Genomic DNA, 17,661 nt, shown 5'->3' on the forward strand with positions numbered 1-17,661 from the left:
TGCGAGATAGACGTTTTCTGGCTGGCCGGGACGTCTTTCGCGCGTTATGCTTGGTTAAGAAGTTCACAGGAAACTTACAGTTCGACTGATTTGATCAAAGCAGCGTAAGCCACGCGTAAGCCACAATGCAGCCTAATGATCCCTCCTATCAGGCCGGTCCGCCAATCTCCATTCAGTTGCTCGGAGAAGCTCGCCTCATGCGGGCCGGCGCCCCCTGGCAAGGCAAGCGCTATGACAAGGTCATTGCCTTGCTGGCCTACCTCATCCTGGAGGGGGAACGCAGTCATTCGCGCGAACAGCTGGCCGCCCTGCTATGGCCGTCCCTGACTGCCGACGCTGCACGCACCAACCTGCGGCAAAGTCTTTACTACCTGCGCCAGTTCTTTTCGTCCCACGCTGACGCACTTCTTCATGCTGATCGCGATTCCGCCCGCTTCGTTCATGTCCCCGAAGTATGTTCTGTCGATGTAAAGGTGCTCACCGAGCAGTTCCCCACCTGCCCGGATTGCCCGACAGCTCCAATGTCTCCGCCTTGCGATCGCTGCCTTGGGCGTCTGAAGAATCGTGCTGATGCTTACCAAGGAGAATTGCTGGCCGGCATCGAACTTGCCGATGCTCCCGACTTCGATGTTTGGCTCGACGCTCAGCGGCAAAGCCTGCTGGGACGCGCATTTTCCTACTCGGAGCGTTTACGCAACGCCTATGAGGCACTTGGACGTCTGGGTCCGGCCATCGCGTACGCGCAACGCTGCGTACGGTTAGAGCCCTGGAATGAAGCGGGGCACCGTGAGCACATGCGCCTGTTGGCAATTGCGGGGCAACACGGCACCGCCGAAACGCTATACGACGCCTACCGTGACAATCTGGCCAGAGACCTCAACGTCGAACCCGAACAAACGACGCATTCGCTTTTTGAGCATATTCATAAAAGAGAAATCGAGCCTCGCGAAGAAATCTCACCCGTTACCCCCTCCCCGGTGCCGGTCGCCGATGTGTCCATGGGGCGCCGCCAGGCAACAATCCTCTGCTGTCATATCGATCAACCTACTGATACCTACGCCGACGCCCCAGAACTTCTGGCCCAGGCGCGTTCACTATGCGCAACGATATTGCGACGCCATGCCGGCCATCTTAGCCTGGGTCAAGGTGGATTTCTTTACGCCTATATAGGCTATCCGCAGGCCTCCGAACACGCCGGCGAACTGGCAGTTCAGGCATCACTTGAATTGCAAAGGCACTTCGTAGGCCGCTATCGGTTTCGCGCCGGCATCCATACCGGAATCATATTGGCGGGTTTTGACCCAGCGTTGCCTGACATAGTTGGCGATGTCACTGCCACAGCATGGCGTCTTTGCACCCGGCTGCAAAAAAGCGGTATCGCCCTCAGTGAAACAACCCGCGCCTTGCTGCCGAGCAAGTTCGACCTCGAAGCGCTCAAACCGGTTTCGATACCCGGCAACAGCGGCGTTGCAAGCTCTTCAGTGCCGGTTTTCAAGCTTTCAACACCAGTATCCTCGACGGTCCGAAATGTCGCATCGCCGAGTCCCGCAACAGAATTGATCGGGCGGAAGGCGGAATTGCGCCGGTTAAAAGAATTGTGGGAGCGCGCTTGCGCAAGCCATCCGCAGTTTCTGGTGATTAGCGGCGAACCGGGAATGGGCAAGACCCATCTTGCTGACGCCCTGCGCCGCTGGGTAGAGACAAGCCCAGCGGTAATACGACACCTGCATTGCTATCCCGAGCACCAGCATTCCCCGCTATATCCGGTTATTGGCCTGCTACGTTCGGTCATGGACATCTCGGTCGATGCCACGCTCGCCGAACAACAACATGCGCTTATCCATTATCTCGAGCAACACCACCCCGCTATTGCCAAACAAGCCGCTCCGCTGTTGATGTCCATGCTTTCGATAGCAACCGAGGATTCTCCCGTACTCTCGCCGCGCCAACGAAAACTCCAAACCCTGGACATGCTGCTGATCATGCTGGACAGCATGGCCCTGAGGCATCCCCTGTTGTTGCTGATTGAAGATGCGCAATGGCTGGACGTCACCAGCCTCGACCTGCTTGAGCGCCTGGTACACAGGAACGACAAACTGGCGTTATTTACTCTGGTAACGGCACGCCCGGAGTTCAATCCTTCGTGGCTCGACCAGAGTGCCGTCCTGAAGCTGGCACCATTAAAGGACGAACACATCGCGAGGCTTGTACGAGCCAGCGAAGCGGGCCTCTCTCGTGAAGCCGTTGACCAGATCGTGCGTCGCGCCGATGGGATTCCTCTTTACGCGGAGCAGATGGCACGATACAGCCGAGAATCTGCAGACGAGATCCCATTGACTCTGCACTACCTTCTGTTGGCCCGACTTGACACCGTTCCACACGCGCGACGCCTTCTGCAGCTCGCCGCGACCCTTGGACGTACATTCGATAAAACGCTGCTCCAGCGAATCAGCGGACTTGCAACCAAAGAACTGGACGACGCCCTGAACGAACTGATTGCCGCGCGACTGATTGCAGCGCTTCCGTCAGGCGACATGTATCAGTTCCATCACGCCCTGATTCAGGAAGCTGCCTACAAGACTCAGATCGCCCCCGACCTGCGGGCGGCTCACCTCAAGGTCGCTCGCGCATTTGAGCTTCATTACGCCCAGCGAGCGGCTCAGCAACCGGGCGAAATGGCGCGCCATTACACCTTGGGTGGTGACACTCGCGCCGCGTTGCCCTGGCGCCTTCTGGCTGGGCGCCGGGCGCTGCGGGTCTGTGCCGGCACCGAGGCGGTCGACGAACTTCAGGCAGGGCTGGCACTCGTGCCGCACTTACCGAAAAGTGCCGACAAACGAAACCTGGAGCTTGAACTGCTGCTCACCCTGGGTCGGGCTTTACTTTTGTTGCGTGGTTATGGTTCAGAAGAAGCCGTTGAAGTCTACGATCGCGCCATGGATCTGTGCCACGAAAATGTACCGATTCACCAGCGGTTCGAGATCATATGGGGCCTCTGGATGGTATCCAGCTCACGAAAGGGGTCGAGCTTTAAAAAATCGTGGGAGCTCACCGAGCGATTGATGCATCTGGCCCAGGAAAGTGCTGATCCCTACCTGCTGGCACAGGCATACTCCGCAGCGACAAACATCTCTCTCTGGACCGATCGCCTTGAAGACGCATGCCGGTTTGCCCAGGCAGCACTTAACCAACCCATCGGCAATGCACGCGACGCATCAGAGGGCCTGGATCCTCGGGTGACCAGTCTGGCGCACCTTTCCTGGGCCTTATGGCGCTTGGGACGCAACGAAAAGGCTCTTGCAGCCAGCAGAAAATCCCTGTATTTGGCCCGGGCCTCTGACAACCCTGATACGCTGTGCTTTGCGCTTGCCTTCGCGGCAATGCTCCATCGCTTCCAGCGCAATATTCCCCGAGCCATGCAATACGTGAATGAACTGCGGCGCGAGTCCTCGCGACACACCATCGCCATCTGGAAAGGTGTTGCCGACATGCTGCTGGCGTGGAAGCAGGCGTATGATCGCAATCCGTCCGGCATTACCCGCCTCAATTCCAGCCTGCACGCCATTCAAAAAGTCATGCCAGGCGTTGCCGTCATGTTCTTTCACACGCTGGCCGAAGCCTATGGCTTGCTCGGACGCCGAGCAGAACAATTGCGCACGGTAAACAAAGGCCTGAAAGTCGCTCGCCAGGTAGACGAAGCGTTCTTCAGTTCTCTTTTGCTGGAGATGCGCCGGGAGCGTCTGGCCCATCAAACACAGCAATAGATTCCACATGGCCGGTGTGTGGAAACATATTGATCACTCCTGCGGCGCTCAGGCGATAACCACCTTCGCGGACCAGTATGCCGGCATCGCGCGCCAATGTTGCCGGGTTACACGAAACATAGACGAGCCTTACCGGCCGTTCGTAAGGTGCCATTGCCGCCAAGGCCCGTGAAACCGCCTCGGCGCCTTCTCGTGGCGGATCGATCAGCATGCGGTCAAAGCGCCCCAAGCTTCGCAGCCAGTCCTCATCCACCTCGAACAGGTTCAGGACAGAGAACGTGGCCCGATCTGCCAGACCATTTTGTGCCGCCGCTTCGGTAGCCCTGTCCACCAAGGCTTGGCTTCCTTCCACGCCCACCACCTCCCGAACGCGGGTTGCCAGTGGCAACGTGAAATTACCAAGCCCACAGAAAAGATCGGCCACGCGCTCATGTGGTTGAAGTTCAAGCAAGCCCAGCGCTCGGGAGATCAGCATCCGGTTGACCTGACTGTTCACCTGCGTGAAATCAGTGGGTCGAAACGCCATTCGCAAGCCAAACTCGGGCAAATGGTAGGCCAGACGTTCATCGTCCAATCGCTCCAGAGGGTGGACGGTATCTATGCCTTTAGGCTGCAGCCACCACATCACCGCATGGCGGGCCGCAAACTCACGCAACAGCTCGATGTCGCTAGCGCTCAATGGCTCCATATGCCGCAACAGCAACGCCGTGCCCTCATCCCCCACGGCCACTTCAATCTGCGGAATGCTTTTTGGCGCACTCAAATCCCCGATCAGATTTCGCAGGGGCCGCAAGAGATCAGAAACTTGTCGGGGCAGAACAAGACAGTGGTCCATATCAGCCACGTAACTGCCTCGCTTTTCCCGAAATCCCACAAGTACACCACCCTTCTTGGCCACCAGACGCACGGACAAGCGCGCACGATACCGATAGCCCCAGGTCGGTCCGTGCATGGGACTCAGGACGTGCTCCGGACGAACCTTGCCGATATGTCCAAGCGCATCTTCCAGCACCCGCTGTTTGACTGCCACCTGTGCCTCGGGCCGCAAGTGTTGCATTGCACAGCCTCCGCACTGGCCAAAGTACGCACACGGTGGGTCGACACGCTGCGAAGACGACCGAAGTATCTGCTCGGTACGTGCAACATCGAATGAAGGTTTACGGCGCGCAATGCGAGCGATCACTCTTTCCCCGGGCAACGCTCCGTCGACGAACACGACTTTTCCGTCCTGATGCGCGACCCCGCGCGCCTCCAGGTCCATGGATTCAACTTCAAATATTTCAAACATAAAAATGAATAGGTCGCCAAAGCTCAGCAGCGAATTGTAAAGTAGCCGGTCTGCCGCCGTCTTGCCGTCATGATGCAAACTCTGAAAACGGATTAAAAAAACCGGCGCCAATTGATATGGCACCGGTCTCTTGTACAGATTAAAGCTTGGGCGAATCGAATCAGGACGCCGCTTCTTGCGTCTTCTCTTGGCCGGCACGACGCTCCGCGTGCTTCTTAATGCGCTCGGCACGCTTCTCGGCCTTTTCGGCAAACTGTTGTGCTACCTGCTTGCGCTGTCCATCATCCAGCGAATCCCACACCGCCAGCCATTTGGCAGCGGTTTTGTCGTGTTGGTCCAGCATGGCCTTGCGCTTTTCCTGCGATTGCTCCAACGCGGCCTTGGGGTCGAGTTTTCCGTCTTTCAGGGCCTGCAGGCGCTCGGCACGCTGCTCCTTCAGCGATGCAAAGTGATTCTTGCGTTGGGCCTTCTGCGCTTCCCGCGCCTCTTCCACAAGTTTGACCTGAGCTTCATTCAACTTAAGTGTTTCTACAGCCTTTTCGCTCAGCGCACCATAACCGGGAACCACTAGCGCAGCCTTTTGAAAATGGTGCCGATGCATATGCCCATGCTTGTGTGAGCGGTGCGAGTGACGTTTTGCGTCAGGTGACTGGCCGCTTTGCTCAACGGCTGGACCTGCAGGCGTGGCAGTGCTTGGCTGTGCCAGCGCCACACCGCTCAGGGAAACGGCAGCTGCAATGGCTGCAAGTTTGATAGCGATAGAGGAGTTGGTTTTATGCATGATGACTTCCTTGTTGAATTGGTGAAGCCATTGTGTCTGCCAGGCGATTTCGAAACTATTTCATCGCCGGGCAAGTTTTTTCAGGTGATTTCAGGCGTTCCACACCGCCATGTATTCTTTCCAGTGTGGCGCATCGCTGGCAGACAAGGTTTCACGCACCAGGTCCACTTCGGCCTCGTAGGCAGCCTGATCGAGCTCACCCCGCAAGAAACGAAAGCGGCAATACACCAGCCAGGTGTTCACAACATCAGTCTCGCAATACGCACGGACTTCGTCTGCCTTGCCGTCTGCCCATGCCCTCCATACCTGGCCGCCGTCCATCCCCAGCTTGCCGGGAAAGCCGCAGAGCTTGGCCAGGTCATCTAACGGGGCATTGGCGCGACCATTGTATTTGGCCAACAGGTCCATCAGGTCGATATGACGATTGTGGTAGCGACTGATGTAGTTATTGAATTTGAAGTCGCGATCGTCATCGCCCATGTCCCAGTACCGGGGCGCCGGCACACCGTGAATGAGACTGCGGTAATGAAGAACAGGCAGATCGAACCCCGACCCATTCCAGCTGACCAATCGCGGCGTGTAGCGCTCGATCGTCTTGAAAAATCCGCTGATCAGAACCGACTCCGGATCGTCCGCCTGTCCCAGGGTCCGGACTCGAAAGCCATTGTCATCACGAAACACACAGCCCACCACTGCGATCTTGTGCAGGTGAAGGGGCAGGAAATCGGTACCGTGACTTTCGAGCCGCGCCTGAAGCGCGGCTTCGATGACCTGTTCATCGGTCAGTGACGGATCGTACTCGCCCAATGTTCGAAGACCCTGGGCGTCCGGGATGGTTTCCAGATCAAAGACAAGGGTGGGTGTCATCGAGCCGGCAAATACGACAAGGGATTGACAGGCGTACCGCTGCGACGGATCTCGAAATGCAGGCGTGGGGAGCTGGTGTCGGTCTGACCAAGCAACGCAATCTTGTCGCCTTTCTTGACGGTCGCGCCGGACTCAACCAGGAGCTTGTCGTTGTGCGCATAAGCCGTAATGAAGCCGTTGCTGTGACCAAGCAAAATGAGATTGCCCAAACCGCGCACCCCGTTGCCGGCATACATGACCTTGCCGGCCGCTGCGGCGACCACAGGGTCACCTACCTTACCTTCGATATCAATGCCTTTGGTATTGGCATTGAAACCCTGGATAATCTTGCCGTTGGCGGGCCAGTCCCACGATATGAGGTTGGCATCGGAAGCACGGCTTGGCGTCGGAGGTGCAGACGGCTCAACGGGCGTCACGGCAACCGGCGTGGCTGTTGCCGGAGGCGTAGAAGGCGCCGGCGTCGAGCTGGAAAGACGCAATGTCTGACCAATACGCAACTGACTGGGATCAGAAATATTATTGAGGCTTACCAGCGTGGCAACATCCATGCCATGCCGCTGGGCAATCTGGTAAAGCGTGTCACCGGGCTTTACGACATAGGTTCCGGTAGCAGGCGCGGTGGATGTTTGCCCGCCCGACATATCAGTAACCGGCGCCCGAGAGGTTCTGGACGCACAGCCCGCCAACATCGCCACAGCCAGCAGCGACGCAATCAAGGCGGTGTGTTGACCGTGCCGTGACTGAATCGAAGGGGTGACGACTGACGAGGACGTCGCTGAGTGCATACGGATCTCCTAAAACCAGTAACTTTATGTCTGCGTTCCCGGACGCAACGGGACAAATCGGACTGCTTCGAGCTCTTGGCGCTTCCAGGATGCTGGCCCGGTGCGCTCGATGAGTACCAGGCGCTGGGTCGTCTCGCCTTCGGGTGCAATCAGCCGCCCGCCCACTGCAAGTTGCTCGAGTAATGCTTGGGGGATTTTAATACCCGCTGCAGCCACAATAATACCGTCGAATGGTCCGTTGCCGGGCAAACCCAGCATGCCATCGCCGAATGATAGCCGGACTCGACCAGACAGGCGAAGCGTCCGCAGATGGAATCGAGCCATATCGAACAGGCCGCGAATCCGCTCGACTGCATAAACTTCCTTGACCAACTGCGCCAAAACTGCGGCCTGATACCCGCATCCGGCTCCCACCTCGAGCACTTTGGAGGGAACGCGCTCTTCGCACAGCGCAGCAATCATGCGGGCGACCACCCAAGGCTGCGATATTGTCTGTCCGTAACCAATTGGCAAGGCGGCATCTTCATAAGCACGGCTGGCAAGGCCTTCATCCACGAAAATATGACGGGGAACAGCCATCATCGCGGAAAGAACTCTTTCATCTTGTATGCCCTGGTTACGCAACCTTTGCACCATGACAACACGCTGACGGTCGGAGTTCAGGCCCAGATTGGCAGTGGCTTGTACGACAGGGCGGACTGGCGTCGCAGGAGTGGAAAGGCGGCCTGGCATCGTTGCGATCCGCGCATTGCTATTTGTAGTCGATGGTCCGCCACCCAGACTGGAGCGCCCAAAGCGATTGGTGGTTCCGGCGGGAAACGGAAATCGGTTAACCGGCTTGGTCATAGCGGAGCGGCCCACGTCTTGACATGGGAAATCTGTTCGTAGTGCGTGAGATCGAGCCTTAGAGGGGTAATGGAAACCGCATGCTGCTCGATGGCGCCAAAGTCGGTGTCAGCCGCCGAGTCGGAAACCAGCCCGACGGGGCCGATCCAGTACACGGGGTCTCCGTAAGGCGTGCTGCTTTTCACGACCGGCTCGGATGGGTGTCGCTTGCCCAGACGCGTAACAGTAAACCCTTGCAACGCTTCGTAGGGCACGGCCGGGATATTTACATTGAGCAAGGTGTTGCCGGCAAGCGGCTCGGCAATATGCCTTTGGACAACCTGACGTGCCACGCGCGCGGCCGAATCGAGATGCTCCCACCCTTTTTTTACCAAAGAGAACGCAATGGCGGGAATGCCAAAAAGATAGCCTTCTGTTGCCGCCGCAACGGTACCCGAATAGAGCGTATCATCACCCATGTTTGCGCCATTATTGATTCCCGAAACGACAAGATCCGGACGAAAATCGAGCAGGCCGGTGAGGGCGATGTGGACGCAATCGGAGGGAGTTCCATTGACAAAGTAGAAACCATTCGGTGCTTGCCGCACCGACAGCGGCCTGTTGAGGGTGAGTGAATTTGACGCCCCGCTGCAGTTTGTCTCGGGTGCCACGATGGTCAGCTCACCCAGTCCCTTCAAGGCAGACACCAGGGCTTCAATGCCCTCGGCGTTATAACCATCGTCGTTGGACACCAAAATGCGCATTGTTGCTTCCAGAAAACTCAACTGAACGTAGCCAATTGTACCTGCTCGTTTTAACGTTTTGAGTACGCGGGGTAGAATCAAGCCTGCCCGCGCCGAAAGCCGGCTGGGCCTGTGCCCGCAGTCCTATGGAGCCCTGTTTCATGTCGTCGATTTCCCTGACGCTGGTAAGCGTCGTGCTTCTGGTTCTGGCCTACTTGTTGGGCTCGATTCCCTTTGCCGTCGTGGTCAGTCGCGCAATGGGTCTAAAGGACCCTCGCAGCTATGGCTCAAGGAACCCGGGTGCGACCAATGTACTGCGAACCGGAAATCGGGCTGCCGCTGCTCTCACTCTGCTTGGCGATGCTGCGAAAGGCTGGCTTGCCGTATGGCTGGCAGTCGTTTTCACGAACGAATGGCATTTGCCTTCCTACACGACAGGACTGGCAGGAATCGCCGTTTTCCTGGGCCACCTTTATCCTATATTCCTGAAGTTCCGCGGAGGCAAAGGCGTTGCAACAGCGCTCGGTGTCTTGCTTGGATTCCAGCCATTGCTGGCCCTGGCGGTTGTCGCAACCTGGATTATTGTTGCGTTCGCCACCCGCTACTCCTCGCTGGCCGCAGTAATCGCCGCCATATTCGCCCCCCTGTATTATCTGTTCGGAGGTGGAGTGGCATGGCGGTTCAGCGGCTTCCTGTGTCTTTGCATCATCGTGATCAGCGTGCTGCTATGCTTTCGACATCAGGCCAATATTGCGCGTCTGCTGGCGGGCAAAGAAGACCGCATCGGTGCCCGAAAAGATAACCATCCAGCCCAAAAGAGCCATCAACGCAGAGCCGCACGCAAATAAACGCCCGCCTGCCCCTGGGCAGCGTATGGGGCTCTAGGCTGCAAAAGCGTGTGGGGCTCTAGGCTGCGACAGCCTGTAGAGCTTTAGGCTGCGACAGCGCGGGAGCGTCAGGCTGCAGCCGTACTGGACTGTTCTGCAAGCTCCCATCGAGGACGCACCGTAAACGAATGGTTGTTGACGTCGAGATTGACCAGGCCGGCCTGTACACGCATTGCCGCCGCATACGCGATCATGGCACCGTTGTCCGTACACAAATCGAGTGGCGGGAAAAAAACCTCTCCGTTCATCAACCGCACCGCGTCAAGCAGCTTTTTTCGTAAAGGACCGTTCGCCCCGACGCCACCGGCCACCACCAGGCGGTTCAGTCGGCTGCGTTTCAACGCCTTGATTGCCTTGCCGGCCAACACGTCGACAATTGCCGCCTCGGTAGCAGCAGCCAGATCGGCGCGCTGAGTTTCAGAGAGACCACCGGCCTGTCGCTCCAGCGCCTTCATGCGGGTCAGGACCGCCGTCTTGAGGCCGCTGAAACTGAAATCGAGATCGGGGCTGTGCAGCATCGGGCGCGGCAAATCAAAGGCGTCGGCTCTGCCCTGCCGTGCCAGGTTGGATAAAGCCGGCCCCCCCGGATAGCCCAAACCCAGCAATTTTGCAGACTTGTCGAACGCTTCTCCGGCTGCGTCATCGAGCGTCTCACCTAGCAGCTCGTACTGCCCCACCCCTTCGACCTTCATCAGCTGTGTATGACCACCAGAGACCAACAGCGCCACGAAAGGAAACGCCGGCGCGGGTTCGGCCAACAGCGGCGACAGCAGATGGCCTTCGAGATGATGGACAGGAATGGCCGGCAATTGAAGCGCCCACGCCATGGAACGGGCGACGCTGGCGCCCACCAGCAAGGCTCCTGCAAGGCCTGGACCCGCCGTGTAGGCAATTGCATCTACCTGGTCGAGTGTGAGCCCCGCAGCCTGCAAGGTCTCCCTGGTAAGAGGCAGTACGCGCTGGATGTGGTCTCGCGATGCCAATTCGGGTACAACCCCGCCGTATTCACGGTGCATGGCTATCTGACTGTGCAGGCGGTGCGCGAGCAAACCATGCTGTGTGGACACCACAGCAACACCTGTTTCGTCGCAAGAACTCTCGTATCCAAGAATAATCATAGTGAGCAAATGTACAACTAAAGGCAAAAGAGCCGTAGAATGCGGGCTGTTGGACCAGAATCAATAAGTCATAAAACCAAACCGCTTTTTGGGGATGAGCCAAATGCTAGAAAAACTCTTCAAACTGAACGAGCACAATACAACTGCCCGTACAGAAATATTGGCGGGGATCACGACCTTCCTGACGATGTCCTACATCATCTTCGTGAACCCGGCCATCCTGTCTACGACGGGTATGGAACACAGCGCAGTCTTTGTGGCTACCTGCCTGGCAGCTGCTTTAGGCACACTGATCATGGCCTTCGTCGCCAACTGGCCCATCGGCATGGCGCCGGGTATGGGCTTGAACGCTTTCTTCGCCTTTACAGTTGTCGGGGCAATGGGCTTCACGTGGCAACAGGCTCTGGGTGCAGTATTCATCTCCGGAGTAATCTTTGTCATTCTAACCGTTACTGGCGTACGTTCGTGGCTGATCGAGGGCATTCCCAAGTCGCTGCGCTCGGCCATCGCCGCGGGTATCGGTCTGTTCCTGGCCATCATCGCCTTGGGGCCTGCCGGCGCAGGAATCGTGGTTGCCAACGAAGCGACCATTGTTGGCCTGGGCGACCTGACCGCTCCGGCCACAGTGTTCGCCATACTGGGCTTCTTCCTCATCGCTGCCCTGGATGCGCTCAAGGTACGCGGCGCCATCCTGATCGGCATCGTAGCCATCACCGTTCTGTCGATGATTACCGGCCACAGCGAGTTCCAGGGCGTGTTTTCGGCACCACCCAGCCTGGCACCGACTTTCCTGCAACTGGACATCATGGGTGCACTGCACGTCGGTATCGTGCACGTCATTCTTGTACTGGTGCTGGTCGAAGTATTTGACGCCACGGGCACGCTGATTGGCGTTGCCAAGCGCGCGAACCTGATCCCCGAAGGTAAGCCCAACCGCCTGGGCCGCGCCTTGTTTGCCGACAGTGCCGCCATCGTTGGCGGTTCGCTCCTGGGTACCAGCAGCACCACGGCCTACATCGAAAGCGCTTCGGGCGTGCAAGCCGGCGGACGCACCGGTCTTACGGCATTGACCGTAGCCGTCCTGTTCCTGCTGGCCCTGATGTTCTCGCCGCTGGCTGGCTCAGTACCAGGCTACGCAACAGCGCCGGCCCTGCTTTATGTGGCAGGCCTGATGCTGCGTGAAGTGGCCGATATCGACTGGCAAGACGTAACCGAGGCCGCTCCCGCTGCCATCGCCGCACTGATCATGCCATTCACCTACTCCATCGCAAACGGCCTGGCGTTTGGCTTTATCAGCTACGTCGTCATCAAGGCGATCACCGGGCGCTTCCGTCAGATTCACCCCGCCACGCTTATTGTGGCAATCCTGTTCGTCATCAAATATGCTTTTTATCCGGAATAAAAGCTGACGACTGACGCGTCATCGCCGCAGGGCATTCTCCGTCGGGGGGTGGCCTTGCGGCAAAAAAAATGTACACTGGTGTCCAACGCATTACTTTTTACAACTGGCGGCCTCTCTTCAGATAGGCCGCTTTTTTTATCTGGACATCCATGAGCACTATTGAACTGACCAAAGAGACCTTCCAGGAAGCCATCGAAAGCGACAAGCCCTTGATCATTGATTTCTGGGCGCCTTGGTGTGGCCCTTGCCGCACATTCGGTCCAACGTTCGAGAAGGTCGCCGGGCAACACGAAGACGTCACCTTCGCCAAGATCAACACTGAAGAACAGGAAGAGCTCGCCACGGCCCTTCAGATTCGCTCAATACCCACGCTGATGGTTTTCCGTGAGCGCGTCATGCTGTTCAATCAGGCGGGCGCGCTATCCGAAGGGCAGCTCGAAGAACTCGTCACCCAGGTGAAGAATCTTGACATGGCCCAGGTCCATGCAGAAATTGCGCAACAGCAGAACCAGGGCAACGCGCAGTAAGCGTCCGATGCTTTATTGATCGATACGACCCTGACCGCGAGTCAGGTCAATGAATAGCCGGCTGAAGGCCTCTGCCTGCTCGACGGGCAAGGCCAGACGCCAGGCAACACCCTGAGCATCGAATTCTTCGGCAGCCACGTCTACATCGTACGTGCCAAACTTCGAACGTATCAGTGCCATGTCGGCGAAGGGGCAATGGCATTGCAGAATCGTCCGGTTTACGATGGGTATCTTGGGCGCCAGCCTCAGGCATTGCGCTGCCACGCCGCCGTACGCCCGCACCAGCCCGCCTGAGCCGAGCTTGATGCCGCCGAACCACCGAATGACAAGCACGACGACCTGATCGCACTGCTGGCCCTCGATCGCCTGCAGCATGGGCCGACCGGCCGTACCTCCCGGCTCACCGTCGTCATTGAAGCGATATGTGTCGCCTATGCGATAGGCCCAGCAGTTATGCGTTGCCGACGCAACGCTGTGCTTCGCAACGAAATCCAGAGCGCTTTCCGGAGATTCGACCGGGCCCGCCAGCGCAAGAAAGCGGCTCTTCTTGATTTCTTCTTCGTAGGAATACAACGACTCAAGCGTGTAGAGCATGGGCAAGACGGTCTGTCAGACGTCAGCTTGCGAGTCCGCGTGACTCGAGATAGTCGTCGTAATTGCCACGATAATCGATGATTTCGCCTGTGGGCAGTATTTCGACGACACGACTTGCAAGCCCTGACACGAATTCGCGGTCATGCGAAACAAAAAACAGCGTACCTTCATATTTTTCGAGCGCGTACTGCAACGATTCGATTGACTCCATGTCCAGGTGGTTGGTGGGCTCATCAAGCAACATGACATTGTGTCGGCCCAGCATCAGGCGTCCGAAGCTCATGCGATTTTTCTCACCACCCGACAGGACCTTTACCGGCTTCACGATATCGTCGGCCGAGAACAACAAACGACCCAGTACAGCGCGAATGGCCTGATCGTCGTCGCCGGGCTGCCGGAACTCTGCCATCCAGTCGAATACATTGGTGTCCGTCTCGAATTGGTCCGAGACGTCCTGGGCCATGTAGCCAAGGTCTGCCGCATCGGACCATTTCACGCTGCCCGAGTCGGGTTGCAGGTCTTGGGCCAGCATGCGCAGCAGCGTGGTCTTGCCGACACCGTTGGCGCCGATGATGGCCACTTTTTCACCGGCTTCGATCATGGCCGAATACGAACGGATGACCGGCTCATCATACGTCTTGCTGATGTTGTCGATCGTGACGGCAAGGCGGTGCATGACCTTGTTCTGTTCAAACCGGATATATGGGTTTTGCCGGGAAGACGGCTTGACCTGCACGGTCTCTGATTTGATGCGGTCAATCTGCTTGAGGCGCGAAGTAGCCTGACGCGACTTGGACTTGTTTGCGGCAAAGCGCCTGACAAAGTCTTGCAGTTCGGCAACCCGCTCCTTGGCCTTGGCGTTCATTGCCGAAATACGCTCACGCGCCTGGGCTGCAGCCAGCATGTAGTCGTCGTAGTTTCCCGGGTACACCCGCAGCTCCCGGTAATCAAGGTCGGCCATGTGAGTGCAGACCTGATTCAGGAAGTGACGATCATGGCTGATAATGATCATCGTGCTGTCGTAGCCGTTCAACACGTTCTCGAGCCAGCGAATAGTGTTGATATCCAGGTTGTTGGTGGGTTCGTCCAGCAACAACACATCGGGGTTCGAAAACAGCGCTTGTGCCAGCAGCACACGAAGCTTCCAGCCGGGCGCAATCTCACGCATGGGCAAATCGTGCTGTTCAGTGGGAATCTCAAGGCCCAGCAGCAATTCGCCGGCACGCGCCTCGGCCGTGTATCCATCGTATTCGGCGAATTTTGCCTCGAGGTCCGCCGCTCTCATGTAGTCTTCTTCAGTTGCGTCCGGATTGGCGTAGATCGCATCGCGCTCTGTCATGACCTGCCACATTTCTTCGTGCCCCATCAGGACCACATCCAGAACACGTACGTCTTCGTATGCGAATTGATCCTGCCGCAATTTGCCCAGGCGCACGCCCGGATCGAGCGACACGCTGCCACCCGTGGGCTCGAGGTCGCCCCCGATGATCTTCATGAAGGTCGATTTGCCTGATCCGTTGGCGCCAATCAGGCCATAGCGGTTGCCCTCGCCAAACTTGACGTTGACGTTTTCGAAAAGGGGTTTGGGTCCAAACTGAATAGTGAGGTTTGCGGTGGTGATCAATTGAAACCTGAATGCGATTAAGTAAAGAGAAGGGATGCGCCTGGCTTCCGGGCGGATGCGCGCAATGAAAGATGGGCCTGCAAGGCCCATCCATGTTCGAACGTAATGGTCTAGTGTATCAATTTTGGCGGCACCGACGCCAAAAACACCGTTATTTCACGGTTTTACGTCCCGGTATGACACACCCATATGATAGAAAAATGCCGTCCACAGAAACGTCAGTGCCGCCTGCTGGTGCTGGTCAAAACTATGGCTGTCCTTTGGAAAAGCATAGAGCAGATACGGGTTGGTACCTGTAGCGGTATTTTGCAAGGTGGCCGCGAACTTGTAGCTGTGGGCCGGCACGACGCGGGCATCGGTTTTACTTGTCAGCACGTACATGGGCGGATAAGCCATTGACCTGACATTATGCAGCGGCGAAAAGGTCATCAGATTCTTGAACTGCACTTCGTCAGTTACCTGGCCGTAGTCTCCGTGCCAGGAGTGCCCCGCCGTAAACTTGTCATACCGCACAAGGTCGTGCACACCCACAAATGGAAACGCCACACCGAACAAATCGGGCCTTTGCAGCGATGCCGCCGCGGTCGTGGTGCCACCGTTTGACTCACCCAGCAAAGCAAGCTTCCCGGCACGGGTCCAGCCGGATTCAATGAGATGCTCGGCCACCGCAACAAGGTCGTTGTATGTGTTTTGCTTGTTCAACAGCCGGCCGTCGTCGTACCACTCGACACCAAACTCAGCCCCCCCGCGAAGCTGCGCTATAGCGAATATGCCCCCGGCCTCGAGTAGTGGGATGGCCCGCATGTCGAAACGCGGCGTTACCGGAACCAGAAAACCACCATAGCTGTATATCAGGACGGGGATGTCGCCGGTGGGTTGCAGCCCCTTCTTGTGGGCAAGGTATACCGGTACCCTGGCCCCTGCGCTGCTTGTGACCCAAATACGTTTTGTTTCGTACAGCTCCGGGTCGTAGCCTTTATAGTGCTCAACCAGTGCTGTCGTCACGATATGCGAACCAAGGTCATATACATATTGGACTGCCGGTTGAACCAGCGAGGAATGAATGAAGTCCAGCACGACTTGACTGCCCGTAACAGTGCAGCGCATGTTGGAGACCGCACCGATTTCTGGAAGCTCAATCTCGTGCACGCCGTCGGCGCTGTAATGAAACAGCCTGCTGCTGCCCTCGACCAGATGCTCTGCGACGAAGTCTGAGCCGCAGATACTGACCTCGTTAACGTACACCGGCTCGCCCTGCGCCAGCGGAAGTATCTCACGCCAGTTCGCTGCAGCAGGGTTTGCAGGATCGACCTCGATGACCCTATGAAACGCCGAGTCGAGGGTCGTGGCGAAAATCATTTTGGCGGGATCATCGGGACTTTGCCCCAAATAGCTGAACGAGCGTTGTTGTGCCCGCACATCCAGAAACGGCTGTGCGCCCAGGTCGGGGCGCGCCGGATCCAGCCGCCAATAGGCGCTTAGCATATCGGTACCGATATTGATGTACAGCTGCCCTTCGTGCAGGAACGCGCCATATATCAGATCGAATTCCTCGCCCTGAAGCCAGAGTTCGGGTTCGCTGCCATCGAACGCCTGATAGTAAAGCGCCTGGAAAGTAACCGGAGAAACATGTGCATCGATAACGTCTCGCGGAACCGCATAGATGACGCCATCGTTATAAAACTCGAACTCGGATGAAAACACATGCGGAATTTGCAGCAGGATGTGCGATGGATCGGAAAGGCTGACCACATGCAGCTCGAAAAGGTCAGAAAAATTTCGCCGCATAAGATAGGCCAGATACCTGCTGTCGGGCGATACCCGATGACCCAGAAGCTCAATCACGTCATCCGGATCGACGCGGAACGAATTGACGTCAACCAGGACCTCGTCCTTGTCTGAGGCCGTCGCGTCGGTCGATACATAGATCTTGTTGTCGACCGAGACGAAGTCAGGGTTCGTGCCAGGAATCCGTTGATGATATTGGCGCTTCCATACCTGACGCTGATAGTACAGGCGACCGTCTGCGCCTTCTTCACCTTCGATGCGCAGTGTTTCTTTTCGTTGTCGCTGAACGGCATCACGCGTGCTTTGAGGCAGGGGCCCATCGACGGTGCCGAACCAGGGTGCAATGCGTTGGGCCACCGCCCGATAATCAGGCAGTGCCGAAATATAGTCCAGAGCAAAGGCATTCTGTGCCTGCACCCATCTTTCGGTATCCTGGTTTCGGATATTTTCAAGCCAGCGATAAGGGTCGGCCACAGTGTGACCAAAATAGGTATCGCTGTCAGAACCCGCGGCTGTTTCCGGATAGGCCAACCTTGGCGGTGGCGGGTCATCGCTGCCGGAACCACTGCTACAGCCAACCAGTACCAGGACAACTAACGAAGCCAGGAAAGAGCCAAAACGGGCCATTCATTACTCCTGTCGAGTAAAAAAAGCCCATCTTATATCAA

At 57.3% G+C, this 17,661-nt stretch carries 14 protein-coding genes; 4 read left to right on the forward strand and 10 right to left on the reverse strand.

The annotated features are described in order from the left end of the window. Positions 1 to 125: 125 nt before the first annotated feature. On the forward strand, positions 126 to 3,764 hold the full coding sequence (locus Q1J88_RS04175) for an AAA family ATPase (RefSeq protein ID WP_301116289.1): 3,639 nt from the start codon (positions 126 to 128) through the stop codon (positions 3,762 to 3,764). On the opposite strand, the gene rlmD is transcribed toward Q1J88_RS04175, so the two are convergent. The 6 genes from rlmD to surE all read right to left on the reverse strand — a co-directional run bounded on the left by rlmD (position 3,706) and on the right by surE (position 9,074). Then, positions 3,706 to 5,052, reverse strand: a complete 1,347-nt coding sequence (gene rlmD / locus Q1J88_RS04180; protein ID WP_301116290.1) for a 23S rRNA (uracil(1939)-C(5))-methyltransferase RlmD — start codon at positions 5,050 to 5,052, stop codon at positions 3,706 to 3,708. The two genes, Q1J88_RS04175 and rlmD, sit on opposite strands and share 59 nt — an antisense overlap. Positions 5,053 to 5,212: 160 nt before the next feature. Then, positions 5,213 to 5,833: a hypothetical protein gene (locus tag Q1J88_RS04185; RefSeq protein WP_301116291.1), complete on the reverse strand. Its 621-nt coding sequence runs from the start codon at positions 5,831 to 5,833 to the stop codon at positions 5,213 to 5,215. Between the two features lie 90 nt (positions 5,834 to 5,923). Next, positions 5,924 to 6,700, reverse strand: a complete 777-nt coding sequence (locus Q1J88_RS04190; RefSeq protein ID WP_301116292.1) for a 3'-5' exonuclease — start codon at positions 6,698 to 6,700, stop codon at positions 5,924 to 5,926. After that, entirely contained in the window at positions 6,697 to 7,485 is a 789-nt protein-coding gene (locus Q1J88_RS04195; protein WP_301116293.1) for a peptidoglycan DD-metalloendopeptidase family protein, read from the reverse strand. The genes Q1J88_RS04190 and Q1J88_RS04195 overlap by 4 nt, the downstream gene beginning before the upstream one ends. A gap of 24 nt (positions 7,486 to 7,509) precedes the next feature. Then, positions 7,510 to 8,217: a protein-L-isoaspartate(D-aspartate) O-methyltransferase gene (locus tag Q1J88_RS04200; protein ID WP_301116306.1), complete on the reverse strand. Its 708-nt coding sequence runs from the start codon at positions 8,215 to 8,217 to the stop codon at positions 7,510 to 7,512. 110 nt (positions 8,218 to 8,327) lie between these two features. After that, positions 8,328 to 9,074: a 5'/3'-nucleotidase SurE gene (gene surE, locus Q1J88_RS04205; protein ID WP_301116294.1), complete on the reverse strand. Its 747-nt coding sequence runs from the start codon at positions 9,072 to 9,074 to the stop codon at positions 8,328 to 8,330. A 140-nt stretch (positions 9,075 to 9,214) separates the two neighbouring features. On the opposite strand from surE, the gene plsY reads away from it, so the two are divergent. After that, a complete protein-coding gene (gene plsY, locus Q1J88_RS04210) occupies positions 9,215 to 9,901 on the forward strand; it encodes a glycerol-3-phosphate 1-O-acyltransferase PlsY (RefSeq protein WP_301116295.1) in 687 nt (228 codons plus the stop codon). A gap of 107 nt (positions 9,902 to 10,008) precedes the next feature. Here the strand turns inward: plsY and tsaD are convergent, their stop codons facing one another. Then, positions 10,009 to 11,058, reverse strand: coding sequence for a tRNA (adenosine(37)-N6)-threonylcarbamoyltransferase complex transferase subunit TsaD (gene tsaD, locus Q1J88_RS04215; RefSeq protein ID WP_301116296.1), 1,050 nt, complete (start codon positions 11,056 to 11,058; stop codon positions 10,009 to 10,011). Between the two features lie 103 nt (positions 11,059 to 11,161). On the opposite strand from tsaD, the gene Q1J88_RS04220 reads away from it, so the two are divergent. Both Q1J88_RS04220 and trxA read left to right on the forward strand, forming a co-directional pair. Beyond that, positions 11,162 to 12,460: an NCS2 family permease gene (locus Q1J88_RS04220; RefSeq protein WP_301116297.1), complete on the forward strand. Its 1,299-nt coding sequence runs from the start codon at positions 11,162 to 11,164 to the stop codon at positions 12,458 to 12,460. Between the two features lie 149 nt (positions 12,461 to 12,609). Continuing rightward, complete coding sequence (trxA, locus tag Q1J88_RS04225) at positions 12,610 to 12,987, forward strand: thioredoxin (protein ID WP_301116298.1); 378 nt, start codon at positions 12,610 to 12,612, stop codon at positions 12,985 to 12,987. A gap of 12 nt (positions 12,988 to 12,999) precedes the next feature. Here trxA and Q1J88_RS04230 read toward each other — a convergent pair whose 3' ends face one another. From Q1J88_RS04230 to Q1J88_RS04240, 3 genes are all read right to left on the reverse strand, one after another. After that, complete coding sequence (locus Q1J88_RS04230; RefSeq protein ID WP_301116299.1) at positions 13,000 to 13,581, reverse strand: YigZ family protein; 582 nt, start codon at positions 13,579 to 13,581, stop codon at positions 13,000 to 13,002. 22 nt (positions 13,582 to 13,603) lie between these two features. Next, positions 13,604 to 15,205 carry an ABC-F family ATPase gene (locus Q1J88_RS04235; protein WP_301116300.1) on the reverse strand — a complete coding sequence of 534 codons (1,602 nt, stop codon included), beginning with the start codon at positions 15,203 to 15,205 and terminating at the stop codon, positions 13,604 to 13,606. 156 nt (positions 15,206 to 15,361) lie between these two features. Beyond that, a complete protein-coding gene (locus Q1J88_RS04240) occupies positions 15,362 to 17,620 on the reverse strand; it encodes a prolyl oligopeptidase family serine peptidase (protein WP_301116301.1) in 2,259 nt (752 codons plus the stop codon). Positions 17,621 to 17,661: the final 41 nt, after the last annotated feature.

This window comes from Pusillimonas sp., from assembly GCF_029263785.1.
In the GTDB taxonomy this organism is placed as follows: domain Bacteria; phylum Pseudomonadota; class Gammaproteobacteria; order Burkholderiales; family Burkholderiaceae_B; genus Pusillimonas.